This window comes from Pseudomonas sp. P5_152 (assembly GCF_033989915.1).
Lineage (GTDB): Bacteria > Pseudomonadota > Gammaproteobacteria > Pseudomonadales > Pseudomonadaceae > Aquipseudomonas.
On record NZ_JASFAH010000002.1, the window covers coordinates 2545325 to 2563950 of the forward strand.

The following is an 18626-nucleotide window of genomic DNA, read 5'->3' on the forward strand; positions in this document are numbered from 1 at the left end:
GCAATATTTGTGTCATCAACGCCCCTTATGGTGACTGCCAAAACCAGCAGGGAGCCTGATGTGAGCCTATTAGAAGAAAACCAAGCCACCGACCTCGAACAAATCGTCGGCCTCAGCCGTCGCGGTTTTATCAGTGCCGGTGCGCTGTGCGGTGCCGCGATGTTCCTCGGCGGCAACCTGTTGAGCCGCAGCGTGATGGCCGCCAGCGTCAGTGCCGCCAACAGCAAATTGCTGGGTTTTGCCAGTATCGCCGCCGCCACCAGTGACACCATCAGCCTGCCGGCGGGCTACACCTCCTCGGTATTGATCAGTTGGGGCCAACCCCTGCACAAGGACGGCCCGGCCTTTGACCCGAGTGGCAACGGCACCGCCCTGCAGCAGGAAGCCCAGTTCGGCGACAACAACGATGGCATGAGCCTGTTCGCGTTCCCGGACGACGACAACCGCGCATTGATGGCCATCAACAACGAATACACCAACTACCGCTACCTCTACCCCCACGGCGGCATGCCGCAATCGGCCGAAGAAGTGCACAAGGCCCTGGCCTGCGAAGGCGTATCGGTCATTGAAGTGCAGCGCCAGGACGGCCAATGGCACTTCGTCCAGGGCTCGCGCTACAACCGCCGCATCCACGGCAACGCGCCGATTCGTGTCGGTGGCCCGGCCGCCGGCCACGCCTTGTTGCAGACCAGCGCCGATCCCAAAGGCCTGAATGTGCTCGGCACGTTCCAGAACTGCGCCAACGGCAAGACGCCCTGGGGCACCTACCTGACCTGCGAAGAGAACTTCACCGACTGTTTTGGCAGCAGCAATGCCGATCAGAAGTTCGACGCCGCGCAAAAACGCTACGGTGTAGTGGCGACCAGCAAAGAGATCAACTGGCACCCCCACGATCCGCGTTTTGACCTGGCGAAAAACCCCAACGAGCTCAATCGCCACGGCTGGGTGGTGGAAATCGATCCGTTCGACCCGCAGTCAACCCCGGTCAAGCGCACCGCCCTGGGCCGTTTCAAGCACGAAAACGCCGCCCTAGCCGAAACCCATGACGGGCGTGCGGTGGTGTACATGGGCGACGACGAGCGTGGCGAGTTCATCTACAAGTTCATCAGCCGCGACAAGATCGACCACCAGAACCCCAAGGCCAACCACGACCTGCTGGACCATGGCACCTTGTACGTCGCCCGTTTTGATGCCGGCGACAGCAACCCCGATCACCCCAAGGGCCAGGGCCAGTGGGTCGAACTGAGCCACGGCAAGAACGGCATCGACGCCAGCAACGGCTTTGCCGATCAGGCCGAGGTGCTGATTCACGCGCGCCTGGCGGCCAGCGTGGTCGGCGCAACGCGCATGGACCGCCCGGAGTGGATTGTCGTCAGTCCGAGCGACGGCCAGGTCTATTGCACCCTCACCAACAACGTCAAGCGTGGGGAAGAGGGGCAGCCAGCGGGCGGACCGAACCCGCGGGAGAAGAACGTCTACGGGCAGATCCTGCGCTGGCGCACCGAGGGCGACGACCATGCCTCGCCGGCGTTCGCCTGGGACCTGTTCGTGGTTGCCGGCAACCCGACGCTACACGCTGGCACGGCCAAGGCCGGCTCGTCGAACATCACCCCGCAGAACATGTTCAACAGCCCCGATGGCCTGGGCTTCGACCAGGCCGGTCGCCTGTGGATCCTGACCGACGGCGACTCCAGCAATGCCGGGGACTTCGCCGGCATGGGCAACAACCAGATGCTCTGCGCCGACCCTGAAACCGGGGAAATCCGCCGCTTCATGGTCGGCCCGGTAGGTTGTGAGGTCACAGGCATCAGCTTCTCGCCCGACCAGAAAACCCTGTTTGTCGGCATTCAGCACCCCGGTGAGAACGGCGGTTCGACCTTCCCCGAGCACCTGCCCAACGGCAAGCCGCGCTCCTCGGTCATGGCCATCCGCCGGGAAGACGGCGGGATCGTCGGCGCCTGACCCAGGCCCTTCGCGAACCGGCTCGCCTGCACAGCCAACTGTGCGAGCCGGCTCGCGATGCCATCTGCACAGCCCCCACCTATCTGCGTCCGTCTGCGCTACCATGCTTGGCCGGACGCGGCAGCCTGCTGCGCGCAGGAGTCAGCATGTCTCACCCGTTTGAAACACTTACCCCCGATCTGGTGCTCGATGCCGTTGAAAGCATCGGCTTTCTCAGCGACGCCCGCGTCCTGGCACTCAACAGCTACGAAAACCGCGTGTATCAGGTCGGCATCGACGACAGCGAACCCCTGATCGCCAAGTTCTATCGCCCGCAGCGCTGGACCAACGAAGCCATTCTCGAAGAACACCGCTTCACCTTCGAGCTGGCCGAGTGTGAAGTGCCGGTGGTGGCGCCGCTGATTCACAATGGCGAAAGCCTGTTCGAACACGCCGGCTTTCGCTTCACCCTGTTCCCGCGCCGTGGCGGCCGTGCCCCGGAGCCGGGCAATCTCGACCAGCTCTACCGCCTGGGCCAGTTGCTCGGGCGTTTGCACGCGGTGGGCTCGACCCGCCCGTTCGAACACCGCGAAGCACTGGGGGTGAAGAATTTCGGCCATGACTCGCTGAACACCCTGCTCGAAGGCAATTTCGTACCGCGCAGCTTGCTGCCCGCCTACGAGTCAGTGGCACGCGATCTGCTCAAGCGCGTGGAAGAGGTGTACGCCAGCACGCCGCACAAGAACATCCGCATGCACGGCGACTGCCACCCCGGCAACATGATGTGCCGCGATGAGATGTTCCATATCGTCGACCTCGACGACTGTCGCATGGGCCCGGCGGTGCAGGACCTGTGGATGATGCTTGCTGGCGATCGCCAGGAATGCCTCAGCCAATTGTCGGAGCTGATGGACGGCTACCGCGAGTTCCACGACTTCGACCCGCGCGAACTGGCACTGATCGAGCCGTTGCGCGCCCTGCGCCTGATGCACTACAGCGCCTGGCTGGCCCGTCGCTGGGACGACCCGGCATTCCCCCGCAGCTTCCCCTGGTTCGGCACCGAGCGTTACTGGGGCGACCAGGTGCTGGCGTTGCGTGAGCAATTATCGGCGTTGAACGAAGAGCCCCTGAAACTCTTCTGACCGCAGGCCCAAGGTGGGAGCGAGCCTGCTCGCGAAAGCGCTGGCTCATTCAACAAATCTGTTGAATGTTGATCCGCTATCGCGAGCAGGCTCGCTCCCACATTAGTTTTGTGGTTTAACCGGTATCCAACCTGTTCAGATAAGACATCCAGCGACAAATCTCCTTACAATCCACTCTTTGTTAGTTGCCTAAGCAAGGATTCTGCATGCAAGCCGCCAACCCGCGTCGCGGTTACATCCTGGGCCTGAGTGCCTACATCATCTGGGGCTTGTTCCCGCTTTACTTCAAGGCCATCGCCAGCGTACCCGCCGTGGAAATCATCATCCACCGGGTGCTGTGGTCGGCGCTGTTCGGCGCGTTACTGCTGATGGTCTGGAAACACCCGGGCTGGTGGCGCGAACTGCGGGAGAACCCGCGCCGCCTGGCGATCCTGGCCCTGAGCGGGACGCTGATCGCGGCCAACTGGCTGACCTACGTCTGGTCGGTGAACAACGGGCGCATGCTCGAAGCCAGCCTCGGCTACTACATCAACCCGTTAGTGAACGTGCTGCTGGGCATGCTGCTGCTCGGTGAGCGCCTGCGTCGCATGCAGTGGCTGGCCGTTGGCCTGGCAGCCGTAGGTGTGGCGCAGCAGGTCTGGCAAGTCGGCAGCCTGCCCTGGGTGTCGCTGGTGCTGGCATTGACCTTCGGTTTCTACGGCCTGATCCGCAAGCAGGCGCCGGTCAAGGCCCTGCCTGGGCTGGTAGTGGAGACCTGGATGCTGGTGCCGATTGCCGTCGCCTGGCTGCTCTTCAACCCGACCGCAAGTAGCGCTCAAGCTGAATTCTGGACCACCTCCGAAGCCTGGTGGCTGGTGGCGGCCGGTCCGGTGACGCTGGTGCCGCTGGTCTGCTTCAACGCCGCCGCCCGGCACCTGCCCTACACCACCCTGGGCTTCCTGCAGTACCTGGCGCCGACCCTGGTGCTGTTGCAGGCAGTGCTGCTGTTTGGCGAACACCTGTCCTCCAGCACCCTGGTGGCCTTCATGTTTATCTGGGCCGGGTTGGCGGTCTACAGCATCGATGCCTGGATCAGTTTGCGCCGGCGCAACTGATCAAAAAACGCACAACAAGCTGCAAGCCACGGTGTACGTGGCCTGCAGCCATCCTTCCCAAGGTTATCCACAACCTGATCCCCGCCGTTTGTGCACAAGCCCTTGAAACTGCTGGTTTTTTGACCAATATCCCGTAGGCCACGGCCCGCCTGCGCTGCAGGCCTGTCTCTACAGGTTATCCACAGGCAGGTGCAGGTTTTTCTTGGATAACCCTACCTGCGCCTACGGATCGCTACGCAACACCAACTCCACCATCAAGTCATCGGCCAGGGTTTCCAGGCGCGACTGCAGCACGTCCAGCGACAGGGTCAAGGGCACCGCAAGAATGGCTTCGGCATGAAACAGCGGTTCACTGCTCATGGGTGCTGGCCGCACCTCGGTCACCAACCGCTCGAGGTTGACCCCTTGCTCACTGAGCAGGCGGGTAATGTCGCGCACAATTCCCGGACGATCGTTACCTACCAACTCCATGGCAATCGGCTTCCAGGTGCAGGACTGTTCGATCCCGCTCTCGGCAATCAATACCCGAATCCCGTGGCTGGCCAACGCCTGCAGCGCATCCACCAGTTCGTCGTAGGCCTCGGCCGGCACCCCCACCCGCAGGATCCCGGCAAATTGCCCGGCCATCCGCGACATGCGGCTTTCCAGCCAGTTGCCGCCATGTTCGGCGATACATTGGGCAATGCGCTCGACCTGACCGGGTTTATCCGGGGCGAATACCGTGAGTACGAGGTGGTCCATGGCGCAGCCCTCTAGTCATGACTTTTGTTCTGGAAAGGCAAGTATAGGCAAGGGGCTGGTGATGCTCGGCCGCGATGCGTCGGTGAGTCGATTGCCGGTGATTGGCGCGACAGCGGAAACCCTGAAAACCACAAATCGTGTACAAGTTTTTATATTTAACTGGAACAATCTCATGGTTTTTTGAGAACATCCCGTGCCCTGACGTGACTGCAATGCGTCATGGGGTCGCAGAACGACGTAATTAGTCTAATTTTCACAACCGCAATTCATCATGTAGTATGCCGCAGCGCGCACTACATAACGTTGGATCGATGTCTGCCGCAGGCCCAATCGCAACCCTGAAAGCCCCGTCAGCAAGGCCTCCAAGCCGTTGATTGGTCCCGCCCAGCCGCCCGTCATGGCATGTACTGGTAGGGCGGTTTGTGGTTTAAATGGCCAGTGGCTTCATTGTCATAATTGAAGAGCTGAAAAGCGAAATAGCTGAGCAGAGTGAGGCAAGCAATGACTGAACACGTTCAAGTCGGTGGCCTGCAGGTCGCCAAAGTCCTGTTCGACTTCGTGAACAACGAAGCCATTCCCGGTACCGGCCTCACCGCCGATAAGTTCTGGGCCGGAGCCGACAAGGTCATTCACGACCTGGCCCCGAAGAACAAAGCCCTACTCGCCAAACGCGATGACTTCCAGGCGCGTATCGACGCCTGGCACCAGTCCCGTACCGGCCAAGCACACGATGCTGTGGCCTACAAAGCCTTCCTGCAAGACATCGGTTATCTGCTGCCAGAAGCGGCCGATTTCCAGGCTACGACGCAAAACGTCGACGAAGAAATCGCCCGGATGGCCGGCCCGCAACTGGTGGTGCCGGTGATGAACGCCCGCTTCGCCCTGAACGCCTCGAACGCTCGCTGGGGTTCGTTGTACGACGCGCTCTATGGCACTGACGCCATCAGCGAAGCCGATGGCGCGCAGAAGGGCAAAGGCTACAACAAGGTCCGTGGCGACAAGGTCATCGCCTTCGCCCGCGCCTTCCTCGACGAGGCCGCACCGCTGGCCGCCGGCTCTCATGTCGACTCCAGCCGCTACGCGATCGTTGCTGGCAAGCTGGTGGTCAGTCTCAAGGGCGGCAGCAACACCGGCCTGCGCAACGACGCGCAATTGATAGGTTTCCACGGCGACGCCGCGGCACCGACCGCAGTGTTGCTCAAGCACAACGGCCTGCACTTCGAAATCCAGATCGACGCCAGCACCCCGGTCGGCCAGACCGACGCAGCCGGTGTCAAAGACGTACTGATGGAAGCGGCGCTGACCACCATCATGGACTGCGAAGACTCGGTCGCTGCCGTCGATGCCGACGACAAAGTGGTGATCTACCGCAACTGGCTCGGCCTGATGAAGGGCGACCTGTCGGAAGAAGTCAGCAAGGGCGGCCAGAGCTTTACCCGCACCATGAACGCCGACCGCACCTACACCGCGCCTGATGGCAGCGAACTGAGCCTGCACGGCCGCTCCCTGCTGTTCGTGCGTAACGTCGGCCACCTGATGACCATCGATGCGATCCTCGACAAGGACGGCAACGAAGTTCCGGAAGGCATCCTCGACGGCCTGGTGACCAACCTGGCGGCGATCCACAGCCTCAACGGCAACACCACCCGCAAAAACAGCCGCACCGGTTCGGTCTACATCGTCAAACCGAAAATGCACGGTCCTGAAGAAGCGGCGTTCACCAACGAGCTGTTCGGGCGCATCGAAGACGTCCTCGAACTGCCACGCAACACCCTCAAAGTCGGGATCATGGACGAAGAGCGGCGCACCACCATCAACCTCAAGGCGTGCATCAAGGCCGCCAGCGAGCGTGTGGTGTTCATCAACACCGGCTTCCTCGACCGCACCGGCGATGAAATCCACACCTCCATGGAAGCCGGCCCGATGGTTCGCAAGGCCGACATGAAGGCTGAAAAATGGATCGGCGCCTACGAAAACTGGAACGTCGATATCGGTCTGAGCACCGGCCTGCAAGGCCGCGCGCAAATCGGTAAAGGCATGTGGGCCATGCCCGACCTGATGGCCGCCATGCTCGAGCAGAAAGTCGCTCACCCACTCGCCGGTGCCAACACCGCCTGGGTGCCGTCACCGACTGCTGCCGCCCTGCACGCCCTGCACTACCACAAGGTCGACGTGTTCGCTCGCCAGGCCGAACTGGCCAAGCGCACCCGCGCCTCGGTGGACGACATCCTGACCATCCCGCTGGCGGTGAACCCGCAGTGGAGCGCCGAGCAGATCAAGAACGAACTGGACAACAACGCCCAGGGCATTCTCGGTTATGTCGTGCGCTGGATCGACCAGGGTGTCGGTTGCTCGAAGGTCCCGGACATCAATGACGTCGGCCTGATGGAAGACCGTGCGACGCTGCGTATCTCCAGCCAGCACATCGCCAACTGGCTGCGCCATGGCATCGTCACTGAAGATCAGGTGATGGAAAGCCTCAAGCGCATGGCGCCGGTGGTTGACCGCCAGAACGCCAACGACCCGCTGTATCGTCCGCTGGCACCGAATTTCGACAGCAACATCGCCTTCCAGGCGGCGGTTGAACTGGTGATCGAAGGCACCCAGCAGCCGAACGGCTACACCGAGCCGGTCCTGCACCGTCGCCGGCGTGAATTCAAGGCTGCCAATGGCCTCTAAGTAAGCGCTGACGCCGGACAAAAAAAGGCCCTGATCGACAGATCAGGGCCTTTTTTCGTGGTGCCGGGTGTGACTGGTTAGAGCGACATGCCCAGCTCATGCCTGACCAACTCCAGCAACTTGCCGGTATCGATCGGCTTGAGCAGGAAGTCCACCACGCTCATGTGCATGGCCGCAATCGCGTCCTGCACGTCGGCCTCGCCGGAGACAATGATGATCGGCAGTGCGGCCCGGACCGATTCACGCACCTGGCGGATCAGATCCAGCCCATCGACATGCCCCATGCGCAGATCGGTGATCACCAGGCCGATCGAGGGGGTAGTCTCCAGCAGCTTCAGCGCGCTTTCGCCACTGGCGGCGGTCATGCACCGAATGCCGGCAAGGGCCAGGAACTGCTTGAGCAATTCGCGGGCATCCTGGTCATCATCGACGATCAATACCCGCTGGGCCGGTAAATCCGGCTCAAGCATGATTGCACTCAGCGCTTCACGCTCGGCATCGCTCAAAATATCGTGGTCGGACATAGGTCACTCAACAGTTTCAGATCGTTCTCCTAGCACAATTATCTGACATCGCTAAGCAGTGCTTAAATGTGCGCTTCGTCGGATACTTTTCCAAGAGGGTCGGGCAAAGGTTTTAGGTACCCATGACGTAGGACCGCTCCGAGTTTTTTAATCGAGGTCCCGCGACCTAGACTTACGTCCAATGGGCACCCCGTGCGCAGGGGCCGACCATGCAGATACCCCAACAACAATAAATCGAAAAAGACTGCGGTCATGGTTATGAGTAAAACGGACGCCTTCACCCAGGCTGGGAAAACCGCGGTGTTGCAGAACATCCAGGGCACCTTGCAGTTCCTGCAGCGGTTCCCGCCGTTCAACCAGATGGAACACGCGCACCTGGCATACCTGGTGGAGCAGTGCCAACTGCGTTTCTACGCGCCTGGCGACAGCATCATCAAGCCGGCCGACGGCCCGGTTGAGCACTTCTACATCGTCAAGCAGGGCCGAGTGGTGGGCGAACGTCCGCATAGCGCCAAGGGCGGCACCGAAACCACCTTCGAAATCACCACCGGCGAGTGTTTTCCCCTCGCCGCGCTGCTCGGTGAGCGGGCGACCCGCACCGAGCACCTGGCGGGCGAAGATACCTTTTGCCTGCAGTTGAACAAGCTGGCGTTCATCAAGCTGTTTGCCCTTTCCAGCACCTTTCGCGACTTCGCCCTGCGCGGCGTCAGCAGCCTGCTGGACCAGGTCAACCAGCAAGTCCAGCAGAAGGCCGTGGAAACCCTCGGCACCCAGTACTCACTCAACACCCGCCTCGGCGAACTGGCGATGCGCCACCCCGTGACTTGTAGCCCGACCACGCCCCTGCGCGAAGCCGTGACCCTGATGCACGAGCAACAGGTCGGCAGCATCGTGATCGTCGACGAACACAAGGCCCCCCTGGGGATTTTCACCCTGCGCGATTTGCGCCACGTGGTCGCCGACGGCACTCGCGACTTCGATCAGCCCATAGCCCGGCACATGACCCAGGCGCCGTTTTACCTGAGCCCGGACCACAGCGCATTCGACGCGGCCATTGCCATGACCGAACGGCACATTGCCCACGTCTGCCTGGTCAAGGACCAACGCCTGTGCGGCGTGGTCTCCGAGCGCGATCTGTTTTCCCTGCAGCGGGTCGACCTGGTGCACCTGGCACGGACCATTCGTAACGCGCCACGGGTCGACAACCTGGTGGCGATTCGCGGTGAGATTGGCCAACTGGTCGAGCGCATGCTCGCCCACGGCGCCTCCTCGACCCAGATCACCCAAATCATCACCCTGCTCAACGACCACACCGTGTGCCGGGTGATCGAGCTGACACTGGCGGAAAAGGGCGACCCGGGCATCCCCTTCAGTTGGTTGTGCTTCGGCAGTGAAGGCCGCCGCGAGCAAACCCTGCACACCGACCAGGACAACGGCCTGCTGTTCGAGGCGCGCGATGCTGCCCATGCCGCCGAGATCCGCGGCCGGCTACTGCCCATCGCCCAACAGATCAACCACAGCCTGGCGCTCTGCGGCTTCACCCTGTGCAAGGGCAACATCATGGCCGGCAATCCCGAGCTGTGCCTGTCCCGAGCCGAGTGGGCCAGGCGTTTCGCCGCCTTCATCCGCGAGGCCACCCCGCAGAACCTGCTGGGCTCGAGTATCTACTTTGACCTGCGGGTGGTTTGGGGCGAGGAGCAGGGTTGCGCGCAACTGCGCCGAGCCATCCTCGACCAGGTAGCCGACAATCGCCTGTTCCAGCGCATGCTGGCTGAGAATGCCTTGCGCCAGCGGCCACCGGTGGGGCGTTTGCGCGAGTTCGTCCTGAGCAAAAAGAGCGGCGAAAAAGCCACCCTCGACCTCAAGGTGCAGGGCCTGACGCCCTTCGTCGACGGCGCGCGCCTGTTGGCCCTGGCCAACGGCATTGAAACCAACAACACCCTGGAACGTTTCCGCGAGCTGGTGGCCAAGGAAATCATCGAGCCCCTGGACGGCGCGGCCTACGAAGAGGCCTATCACTTCATCCAGCAAACCCGCATGCAACAGCATCAGCGCCAGAGCCGCGAGAACCTGCCCTACTCCAACCGCGTCGACCCGGACAGCCTCAATCACCTGGACCGGCGCATCCTGCGTGAATCCCTGCGCCAGGCCCAACGCCTGCAAAGCAGCCTCAGCCTGCGGTACCAGCTATGAGCCTGTTTTCCTGGCTGCGTGCGGCCACCCCGACCCTGACCCTCGAACAGCAACAGCGCCTGGCACAACTGCCCAGCGCACCGACCCTGGACGATTGCAGCCTGCGCGAGCAACGCTGGGTGGTGCTCGACCTGGAAACCACCGGCCTGAACCTGAGCAAGGACCTGGTGCTGTCCATCGGCGCCGTGGTCATCGAAGATGGCGCGATCGATTTCAGCCAGCAGTTCGAGCGCACCCTGCAACGCCACGCACACAAACTCGGTCCCAGCGTGTTGCTGCACGGGCTGGGGCCGAGCGCGATTGCCGCCGGCAGCGATCCGGTGGACGCCCTGCTGGACTTCATGGAGTTTGTCGGCGACAGCCCGCTCCTGGCCTTCCATGCCCCCTTCGACCAACACATGCTTGGCCGCGCCTTGAAGGACAGCCTGGGTTATCGCCTGCAACATAAGTTTCTTGATGTTGCCGACATGGCTCCACTGCTCTGCCCCCAAGCGCACATCCGCGAAGCCGGCCTGGATGACTGGATCAACTGGTTCCAGTTGCAGATCTTCGAGCGCCACAACGCCAGCGCCGACGCCATGGCCACGGCCGAGCTGGCGTTGATCCTGTTCAGCCGGGCGCGGGCGCAACAGATTCACAGCCCGCTGGAGCTGCAACAACGGCTCAGCCAGTGGAAGCGACGCCAGCAAAAACACTCCTTTTAATCCAGCTTTCGGCACAATCGACCCGACCAACGCCAATTGCGCACGGGCATGGGCTCTGAGACAATCGCGAATAATTCTCGTTAGTTTAAACGTGTATTCGGTGAAGCCATTTGTCGTCAGTCCAAAGCCCTCACAGTGAACTGGTTGGTGCGTTGTATCGCGACCATCGCGGTTGGCTATTGGCCTGGCTACGGCGCAACGTGGCCTGCCCCTCCAAAGCCGAAGACCTGAGCCAGGACACCTTCGTCCGCTTGCTCGGGCGCGAAGCGTTCAAGCAGCCCCGCGAACCCCGAGCCTTCCTGGTGGCGATCGCCAAGGGCCTGCTGTTCGACTATTTCCGTCGCGCCGCGCTGGAACAGGCCTACCTCACTGAATTGATGCTGATCCCCGAAGGCGAGCAACCCTCGGTGGAAGAACAGCAACTGATCCTCGAAGACCTCAAGGCCATCGACCGCCTGCTCGGCAAGCTGTCGAGCAAAGCCCGCGCCGCCTTCCTCTATAACCGCCTCGACGGCCTCGGCCATGCCGAAATCGCCGAGCGCCTGGGCGTCTCCGTGCCACGGGTGCGGCAGTACCTGGCCCAGGGCATCCGCCAGTGTTATGTGGCGCTGTACGGCGAGCCCGCTTGAGCCCGCTCAGCTCCAAGCCGGTCTCGGCGCGGGTACTTGACGCCGCCATCGCCTGGCAACTGTCTCTCGATTCGGGCGCCGGCAGTGCGGTGGAACGCGAGGAGTTCGCCAAATGGCACGCCGCCGATGAAGAACATGCGCGCGCCTGGCAGCAACTGGGCATGCTCGATCAGCGCTTCAGCGTGGCCAGTGGACCGGGGCGGGTAGCGTTGCTGCAATCGCGTGAAGGTATCCGGCGTCGGGTGCGCAAGCTTGGCAGCGGGATCGCCAGCGTCCTGCTGGTGATCGGCCTGGGATTGTTCGCCAGCGAACGCTACCTGCCCCTCGACTATTGGCTGGCCGACCAGCGCACCGCCACCGGCGAGCAACGCACCCTGCGCCTCGCCGACGGCACGCTGATCAACCTCAACACCCACAGCGCGCTGGACGTGCGTTTTGATGAGAAGCAGCGCCGGATCGTCCTGCAGGAAGGGGAAATCCTCATTGAAACCGGACACAACGATACGCGCCCCTTCATCGTCGAAACCCGCGACGGCCAGATGCGCGCCCTCGGCACCCGGTTCCTGGTCAAGCGCGAAGACCACGGCACGCGCCTGAGCGTGTTGCAGTCCGCGGTGGCCGCACGCCCCGAGACCCTGGCTGACGAACAGATTCTCAAGGAAGGCCAGCAGGTGCTGATGCAGCGCGACGGCCTCGGCCCGCTGCTGGCGCTCAACCCCGGCAGCGACGCCTGGACTCGCGGCATGCTGGTGGTCGACAACGTCCGCCTCGAAGACCTGGTCCACGAACTCGATCGTTATCGCCCGGGCCACCTCGGCGTCGATCCGGCCGTCGCCGACCTGCGGATCACCGGCAGCTTCCCGCTGCACAACACCGACCTGGCCCTCAGTGCCCTGCTGCCGACCCTGCCCGTGCAGATCGAGCAGCACACCTCGTGGTGGGTCACCGTGGTCGCCAAACCCTGAGGGTTGAGGACAGCCCCGGTAACCGGGGCTATTTTTCCTGAATCGAAATTATTTCGATCCGCCCCTATCACTTTTTCAATCTCGTTCGGCACATAGGCAATTGAGAAATATTTCCATTCAGGAGCCGCCGTATGTCACGTTCGCTAGACACCTTGTTGCGCCCCAGTCTGTTGGCCCTGGCCATTGCCTTCGGCACCCCGCTGACCAGCACCCTGCTGGTGGCCGCTGAACAGACGTCCAGCGTTCGCGCCTACAACCTGCCGGCCGCGCCACTGGCCAGCACCCTGAACCAGATCGCCAGCCAGGCCGGCCTCGCCTTGAGCCTCAACCCGTCGCTGGCTGCCGGCAAGACCTCCGCCCCAGTCAACGGCCAGTACGACGCCGCCAGCGCCCTGAGCCAAGCCCTGCGCGGCACCGGCCTGCAACTGGAACAAAGCAGCGCCGGCACCTACAGCCTGGTAGCGGTTCCCGAGGGCGTGATGGCACTGCCGGAAACCAGCGTGATCGGTATCGAGGGCAGCGAAAGCGCCTGGGGCCCAGCCGCCGGTTTTGTAGCGACCCGCACCGCCGCCGGGACCAAGACCGACACCGCCATCGTCGAAGTGCCTCGCTCGATGACCGTGATCACCCGCGAGCAACTGGATGAACGCCAGGTGCTCAACCTCAATGACGCCCTGCGCTACACCGCAGGCGTACAGAGCAGCGGCTACGGCTCCGACTCCCGGGCCGACTGGCTGCGCGTACGTGGCTTCGACCCCTCCCAGTTCCTCGACGGCCTGCCACTGCCCAAGGGTTCGTTCTCCAACCCGAAAGTCGAACCCTGGAACCTGGAGCGCATCACTGTACTGCGCGGCCCGGCCTCCTCGGTCTACGGCCAGACGCCACCGGGCGGCATGCTCGACATGGTCAGCCGCCGTCCGCAACTCGAAAGCGCGCACCAGATCGAAGCCCAGGCCGGCAGCAACGAACATAAGCAGATCAACTTCGACAGCACCGGCAAGATCGACGACGAAGGCCAGTTTCTCTACCGCGTCAGTGGCGTGGTGCGCGACAGCAATGCGCCAGTCGACCACATCCCGGACAAGCGCTACAACATCGCCCCAAGCCTGACCTGGAACATCAATGAAGACGCGAGCCTGACCTTCATTTCCCAGTACACCCGCGACGACACCGGCATCACCGGTCAGTTTTTGCCGCTGCAAGGCACCAAGCTCGGCTCACCGGCCGGGGATATTTCCCACCACAAGAACCTTGGCGAGCCGGACTGGGACTTCTATGACCGCACCTACTACGCCCTGGGATATGCCTACGAACAGCGCCTGAACGACGTCTGGCAATTCCGTCAGAACCTGCGCTACACCAAGAGCGACCTGGAATTCCAGGCGGTCAACGTAGCCACCTTCAACGAAGTCGACGAGGCTGGCAACGTCAACCGCGAGTCGGGCATCGTCAACGAAGACATCAGCCAGTTCGCGGTCGACAACAACTTCCAGGCCGACTTCGACACGGGTGCCATCCGCCATACCCTGTTGCTGGGCCTCGATCACCAGCGCGCCAATACCAACTACCAATGGCTGTACGGCATGGGCGTGCCACCGATCAACGTCAACAACCCGATCTACGGCGCGGACATGTCGGGCGTCACGTACTTCGCCATGCAGGACTACAACCAGAAAACCCACCAGACCGGCCTCTACGTCCAGGACCAGATGGCCCTGGACAACTGGCGCCTGACCCTCGGCGGTCGTGAAGACTGGGTGCACACCGGCACCACCTTCCATAACAACAACGATGTCACCAACACCCAGCGCGACAAGGCCTTCTCCGGCAACGTCGGCCTCAGCTACGTGTTCGACAACGGCGTGACGCCATACATTTCCTACACTGAGTCATTCCAGCCGAGCATCGGCGCCAACGTCTCGGCCACCGAGGCGTTCAAGCCGACCGAAGGCCACCAGTACGAAGTCGGCGTGAAGTACCAGCCAGTGGGCAGCAAGAGCCTGTTGACGGCGGCGGTCTACGATCTGCGCCAGGAAAACGTCAGCGTCACCGAAGGCAGCATCACCCGCCAGGTTGGTGAGCTGAAAGTCCGCGGGCTGGAGCTGGAAGCGACCACCGAGGTCACCGACAACCTCAAAGTGATTGGTTCCTACACCTACACCGACACAGAAATCAGCAAAGGCCTGGAGAGCGAAGTCGGCAACCGCATGGCGCTGATTCCGCGCAACCAGGCCACCCTGTGGGCTGATTACACCTGGCACGCCGGCGCGCTCGACGGCTTCGGCGTTGGAGGCGGGGTTCGCTACGTTGGCGACACCTACGGCAACACGGCCAATACCGATATCGCCCATGTCAGCTCCTACACCGTGTATGACGCCGCCGTCCATTACGACCTCGGCCGCCTGGACAAAACCATGAAGGGTGTCACGGTCGCCGTCGAAGCCAAGAACCTGTTCGACAAAGACTACCTGGCCAACTGTGATGGCTACTGGTGCTACTACGGTGATGAGCGCAACGTAGTCGCCAGCGTCAACTACAAGTTCTAAGCCGCACCCCCTGATTGAAGGGCCACCCGTACGGTGGCCCTTGTCCATTTGGATGACCGATGAAAAGCAAAACCATCCGCCGCTGGTCCTTTATCCACACCTGGGCCAGCCTGATTTGCACGGCGTTCCTGCTGATGCTCGCCCTGACCGGCCTGCCGCTGATCTTTCATCACGAGATCGAACACCTGCTGGGCGATGCGCCCGTGCTGCGACAGATGCCGGCCGACACCCCGCATCTGGACCTGCAGCAACTGGTCGAAAAGGCCCAGGCCCATCGTCCCGACGAAGTCATGCAGTACTTCGGCTGGGATGAGGACGAGCCCAACGGCGTGATCGCGATCATGTCCAAGACCGCCGGCACCGAGCCCAACTTGTCCCACACCTACATGCTCGACGCCCGCACCGGCGAACCGGTGGCCATGCCCTCGGCCAACGGCGGGCTGATGATGGTCATCTTGCGCCTGCACGTCGACATGTTCGCCGGGCTGCCGGGCAAGTTGCTGCTGGCGTTCATGGGCATTCTGTTCGTGCTGGCGATCGTTTCCGGCGCGGTGCTGTACCTGCCGTTCATGCGCCGCCTGAAGTTCGGCACCGTGCGTCAGGACAAATCCACGCGCCTGCGCTGGCTCGATCTGCACAACCTGATCGGCGTCGTCACCTTGACCTGGGCGCTGGTGGTGGGTGTCACCGGGGTGGTCAGCGCCTGCGCCGACCTGCTGATTGCGGCCTGGCGCAGCGAAGCCCTGAGCGCGATGATCGAACCCTACCGCGACGCACCGCCCCTGACCCGCCTGGCACCCGCCAGCCAGTTGCTCGAGATTGCCCAGCGGGCCGCACCCGAGATGCAGACCGACTTCATCGCCTTCCCTGGCACCCGTTTCTCCAGCGAACACCACTACGCGGTGTTCATGAAAGGCAATACCCACCTGACCTCCCACCTGCTGACCCCGGTGCTGATCGACGCCAGTACCCTACAAGTCACCGCGATCGCCGAACGACCGTGGTACATGGACGTCATGGGCATGTCGCAACCGCTGCACTTCGGTGACTACGGTGGCATGCCGATGAAAATCCTCTGGGCGGCACTCGATGTACTGACCATCATCGTCCTCGGCAGCGGCCTGTACCTGTGGTTGGTGCGGCGCAAAACGGCAAAACCGGTGGCCGTTGAAACGGAGGTCGCGGCATGAGACCGAGGCAGTCGAACTTCTGGAAAGTCTTCGCCACCCCCACCGTGATTGCCCTGCTCAGTGCCGCAGGGTTGTTCGCGGCGCTATTGGGTGATGGGATCTGGGACGGCTTGAGCTGGATCGGCTTGGGCGTGCCGGCCGTTTTGGGACTTCGGGGGTTGTTGCGTAGGAGTTGAAATCTACTGTGTTTGAACGGGCTGAACACAAAGTAGATAAACAACCGCTAGCCCTGTGGGAGCGGGCTTGCCCGCGAAGGCGATTTCACAGGCGCCATCAACCCCCCTCGCCAGCCACGCCGGAACTGACTAGGCTAAGCCTCTGCTCCCCGATGATCGCCGAGGAATGCCCATGTCCGCCCCCAGCATGACCCTGTTCCACAACCCTGCCTCGCCCTTCGTGCGCAAAGTCATGGTGCTGCTGTACGAAACCGGACAACAAGACCGCGTGGCGTTGCAGGCCAGCGTGCTCACCCCGGTCAACCCGGACCTGAGCCTGATCGACGACAACCCCCTGGGCAAAATCCCGGCTCTGCGCCTGGCCGACGGCAACATCATTCACGACAGCCGGGTCATCCTCGACTACCTCGACCAGCAGCACGTCGGTAACCCGCTGATCCCCCGCGAAGGATCGGCGCGCTGGCGGCGCCTGACCCTCGCTTCGCTGGCCGACGGGATCATGGACGCGGCCGTGCTGGTGCGCTACGAAGTCGCCCTGCGTGCCCCAGAGAAGCACTGGGACGAATGGCTCGACGGCCAGCGCGAGAAAATCCGCCGCGCCCTGGCATTGCTGGAAAAAGACGCCATCGCCGAGCTGACCTGCCACTTCGATGTGGCGGCAATCAGCGTCGCCTGCGCCCTGGGCTACCTGGACCTGCGCCACCCGGATCTGGATTGGCGCACATCGAATCCGCAACTCGCCGCCTGGTATGCCGACGTCAGCCAGCGCCCGTCGATGCTGGCGACTGCGCCGAAGGTGTGAAGCCAGCAAGGCCCAGTACCTAGCAGTTCTGCTAGTAGGCAAAACCAAAAAAACCTCCGATGCTGAAGGTCCCGCTTTTGGGACCTTGCACGGAGCCCAGTCGATGCCCTCCTCATCTCGCCTGACCGAGTTGTGCCGCTACCACTACGACCCACTGGATCGCCAGGCCGCTTGCACCCTCACGCTACTGCAGCCGGCCACCCTCCAGCGCTTTTACTGCACAAGCCGCTTGGCCACTGAAATCCACGGCGCAGTCCGCACCAGCCTGTTCCAGCACGACGACCATTTGTTGGCGCAACAGCGGCACCAGAACGACCAGCTCGATACCACCCTCCTGGCAACCGATCAGCAGCGCACGGTATTGAGCGCGCTCGACACAACCCGCCCCCATCCCCTCGCCTATACCCCCTACGGCCATCGCCCGGCAGAAAACGGCCTGCTCAGCCTGCTCGGCTTCAATGGACAACGGCCGGACCCCGTGACCGGGCATTATCATTTAGGCAATGGTTATCGGCAGTTCAATCCGGTGTTGATGCGGTTTAACAGCCCGGACAGTTGGAGTCCGTTTGGTCAGGGTGGGTTGAATGCCTATGGGTACTGTGATGGGGAGCCGGTGCTTGGGAGTGATCCAATGGGGCACTCGAATATTTTTCGACGCGCCTGGAAGGGGATAAAAAATATGTTTGGTAGAACACCAGGAAAAACCAAAAGCTCGACCTCAGGCCCGATACGAGAAACCCAAGTTCCGGCTACCATCTCCTCGAAAAGCATGATCAATCCTGACCTGCAACACTCAACAAATTCGACCTCCACTGTAATTGCTGATACTCGCGACCCAGAATTGCTTCGCAGGCTTAACAATTTAAAAGGGACCTCCACTCATCCCACTTCATCACGTCCACAAACACCAAACACAGTAGGAGTCTCCTCCAACGATCCACAGGGCTCCCAATTTGAAAACTCAGTTGCACACTCAAACTACACTGAGTTAGCCCAGCTGCAGAATGCTATAAGCAAATGGCCAGCAACCAGCGCCGAGGGAGATTCTATGCTTACCATAATCAAAGGAGAAATGATTCGCCGATTCCCTCAGTTCTATGGCAACCCACCTAAAAGCAACCGGACAATACGCGAGGGCGAGCCTGGATACAGAAAAAAGTGAGGAAAAGAGAAAAAAGCGAGAAAAAAGTGGACTGATCTATTGATATCGGAAGGTGTGAAGCCGGCAAGTACCTAGCAGTTCTGCCAGTAGGCAAGACCTAAAAAATCTCCGATGCTGAAGGTCCTGTTTTTGGGACCT

Annotated in this window: 16 protein-coding genes; 14 read left to right on the forward strand and 2 right to left on the reverse strand. The window is 61.9% G+C overall.

Translation table 11 applies throughout. The features are described from left to right. Positions 1-60: 60 nt before the first annotated feature. The 3 genes from QMK50_RS11665 to rarD all read left to right on the forward strand — a co-directional run bounded on the left by QMK50_RS11665 (position 61) and on the right by rarD (position 4177). Complete coding sequence (locus tag QMK50_RS11665; protein ID WP_159998271.1) at positions 61-1962, forward strand: PhoX family protein; 1902 nt, start codon at positions 61-63, stop codon at positions 1960-1962. Positions 1963-2108: 146 nt separating this feature from the next. Beyond that, complete coding sequence (locus QMK50_RS11670; protein ID WP_159998273.1) at positions 2109-3083, forward strand: serine/threonine protein kinase; 975 nt, start codon at positions 2109-2111, stop codon at positions 3081-3083. A 206-nt stretch (positions 3084-3289) separates the two neighbouring features. Continuing rightward, positions 3290-4177, forward strand: coding sequence for an EamA family transporter RarD (rarD, locus tag QMK50_RS11675; protein ID WP_095164304.1), 888 nt, complete (start codon positions 3290-3292; stop codon positions 4175-4177). Positions 4178-4399: 222 nt separating this feature from the next. Here the strand turns inward: rarD and QMK50_RS11680 are convergent, their stop codons facing one another. Continuing rightward, the gene (locus tag QMK50_RS11680; RefSeq protein WP_095164307.1) at positions 4400-4918 is read right to left on the reverse strand and encodes a glycine cleavage system protein R; all 519 of its coding nucleotides are present in this window, start codon (positions 4916-4918) and stop codon (positions 4400-4402) included. Here QMK50_RS11680 and QMK50_RS11685 point away from each other — a divergent pair. Then, positions 4917-5102, forward strand: a complete 186-nt coding sequence (locus QMK50_RS11685) for a hypothetical protein (RefSeq protein ID WP_143501081.1) — start codon at positions 4917-4919, stop codon at positions 5100-5102. The genes QMK50_RS11680 and QMK50_RS11685 overlap by 2 nt on opposite strands. 317 nt (positions 5103-5419) lie before the next feature. Beyond that, a complete protein-coding gene (locus QMK50_RS11690) occupies positions 5420-7597 on the forward strand; it encodes a malate synthase G (protein ID WP_095164309.1) in 2178 nt (725 codons plus the stop codon). 77 nt (positions 7598-7674) lie between these two features. Here the strand turns inward: QMK50_RS11690 and QMK50_RS11695 are convergent, their stop codons facing one another. Further along, entirely contained in the window at positions 7675-8121 is a 447-nt protein-coding gene (locus tag QMK50_RS11695) for a response regulator (protein ID WP_095164311.1), read from the reverse strand. Between the two features lie 252 nt (positions 8122-8373). On the opposite strand from QMK50_RS11695, the gene QMK50_RS11700 reads away from it, so the two are divergent. The 9 genes from QMK50_RS11700 (at position 8374) to QMK50_RS11740 (ending at position 18488) form a co-directional block, all read left to right on the forward strand. Beyond that, positions 8374-10314 carry a putative nucleotidyltransferase substrate binding domain-containing protein gene (locus QMK50_RS11700; protein ID WP_159998277.1) on the forward strand — a complete coding sequence of 647 codons (1941 nt, stop codon included), beginning with the start codon at positions 8374-8376 and terminating at the stop codon, positions 10312-10314. Continuing rightward, positions 10311-11018 carry a PolC-type DNA polymerase III gene (locus QMK50_RS11705; RefSeq protein WP_159998279.1) on the forward strand — a complete coding sequence of 236 codons (708 nt, stop codon included), beginning with the start codon at positions 10311-10313 and terminating at the stop codon, positions 11016-11018. The genes QMK50_RS11700 and QMK50_RS11705 overlap by 4 nt, the downstream gene beginning before the upstream one ends. A gap of 110 nt (positions 11019-11128) precedes the next feature. Then, complete coding sequence (locus QMK50_RS11710) at positions 11129-11647, forward strand: RNA polymerase sigma factor (RefSeq protein WP_095164315.1); 519 nt, start codon at positions 11129-11131, stop codon at positions 11645-11647. Then, positions 11644-12612: a FecR domain-containing protein gene (locus QMK50_RS11715; protein WP_095164316.1), complete on the forward strand. Its 969-nt coding sequence runs from the start codon at positions 11644-11646 to the stop codon at positions 12610-12612. The genes QMK50_RS11710 and QMK50_RS11715 overlap by 4 nt, the downstream gene beginning before the upstream one ends. Positions 12613-12743: 131 nt before the next feature. Next, positions 12744-15158, forward strand: a complete 2415-nt coding sequence (locus tag QMK50_RS11720; protein WP_095164317.1) for a TonB-dependent siderophore receptor — start codon at positions 12744-12746, stop codon at positions 15156-15158. 59 nt (positions 15159-15217) lie between these two features. Further along, complete coding sequence (locus tag QMK50_RS11725) at positions 15218-16348, forward strand: PepSY-associated TM helix domain-containing protein (protein ID WP_320333154.1); 1131 nt, start codon at positions 15218-15220, stop codon at positions 16346-16348. Continuing rightward, positions 16345-16524 carry a hypothetical protein gene (locus QMK50_RS11730; RefSeq protein ID WP_095164319.1) on the forward strand — a complete coding sequence of 60 codons (180 nt, stop codon included), beginning with the start codon at positions 16345-16347 and terminating at the stop codon, positions 16522-16524. Before QMK50_RS11725 ends, QMK50_RS11730 begins: the two co-directional genes overlap by 4 nt. Before the next feature lie 172 nt (positions 16525-16696). Further along, on the forward strand, positions 16697-17326 hold the full coding sequence (locus QMK50_RS11735) for a glutathione S-transferase (protein ID WP_159998285.1): 630 nt from the start codon (positions 16697-16699) through the stop codon (positions 17324-17326). A gap of 103 nt (positions 17327-17429) precedes the next feature. Next, positions 17430-18488, forward strand: coding sequence for an RHS repeat-associated core domain-containing protein (locus tag QMK50_RS11740; RefSeq protein WP_159998286.1), 1059 nt, complete (start codon positions 17430-17432; stop codon positions 18486-18488). Positions 18489-18626: the final 138 nt, after the last annotated feature.

Excerpts from the sequence above, each read along its gene's own strand:
- QMK50_RS11730 (WP_095164319.1), top strand. The coding sequence starts at position 16,345 with ATGAGACCGAGGCAGTCGAACTTCTGGAAAGTCTTCGCCACCCCCACC.
- QMK50_RS11740 (WP_159998286.1), top strand. The coding sequence starts at position 17,430 with ATGCCCTCCTCATCTCGCCTGACCGAGTTGTGCCGCTACCACTACGAC.
- QMK50_RS11705 (WP_159998279.1), top strand. The coding sequence starts at position 10,311 with ATGAGCCTGTTTTCCTGGCTGCGTGCGGCCACCCCGACCCTGACCCTC.
- QMK50_RS11670 (WP_159998273.1), top strand. The coding sequence starts at position 2,109 with ATGTCTCACCCGTTTGAAACACTTACCCCCGATCTGGTGCTCGATGCC.
- QMK50_RS11690 (WP_095164309.1), top strand. The coding sequence starts at position 5,420 with ATGACTGAACACGTTCAAGTCGGTGGCCTGCAGGTCGCCAAAGTCCTG.
- QMK50_RS11735 (WP_159998285.1), top strand. The coding sequence starts at position 16,697 with ATGTCCGCCCCCAGCATGACCCTGTTCCACAACCCTGCCTCGCCCTTC.
- QMK50_RS11680 (WP_095164307.1), bottom strand. The coding sequence starts at position 4,918 with ATGGACCACCTCGTACTCACGGTATTCGCCCCGGATAAACCCGGTCAG.
- QMK50_RS11695 (WP_095164311.1), bottom strand. The coding sequence starts at position 8,121 with ATGTCCGACCACGATATTTTGAGCGATGCCGAGCGTGAAGCGCTGAGT.
- QMK50_RS11725 (WP_320333154.1), top strand. The coding sequence starts at position 15,218 with ATGAAAAGCAAAACCATCCGCCGCTGGTCCTTTATCCACACCTGGGCC.
- QMK50_RS11720 (WP_095164317.1), top strand. The coding sequence starts at position 12,744 with ATGTCACGTTCGCTAGACACCTTGTTGCGCCCCAGTCTGTTGGCCCTG.
- QMK50_RS11685 (WP_143501081.1), top strand. The coding sequence starts at position 4,917 with ATGGCGCAGCCCTCTAGTCATGACTTTTGTTCTGGAAAGGCAAGTATA.
- rarD (WP_095164304.1), top strand. The coding sequence starts at position 3,290 with ATGCAAGCCGCCAACCCGCGTCGCGGTTACATCCTGGGCCTGAGTGCC.
- QMK50_RS11700 (WP_159998277.1), top strand. The coding sequence starts at position 8,374 with ATGGTTATGAGTAAAACGGACGCCTTCACCCAGGCTGGGAAAACCGCG.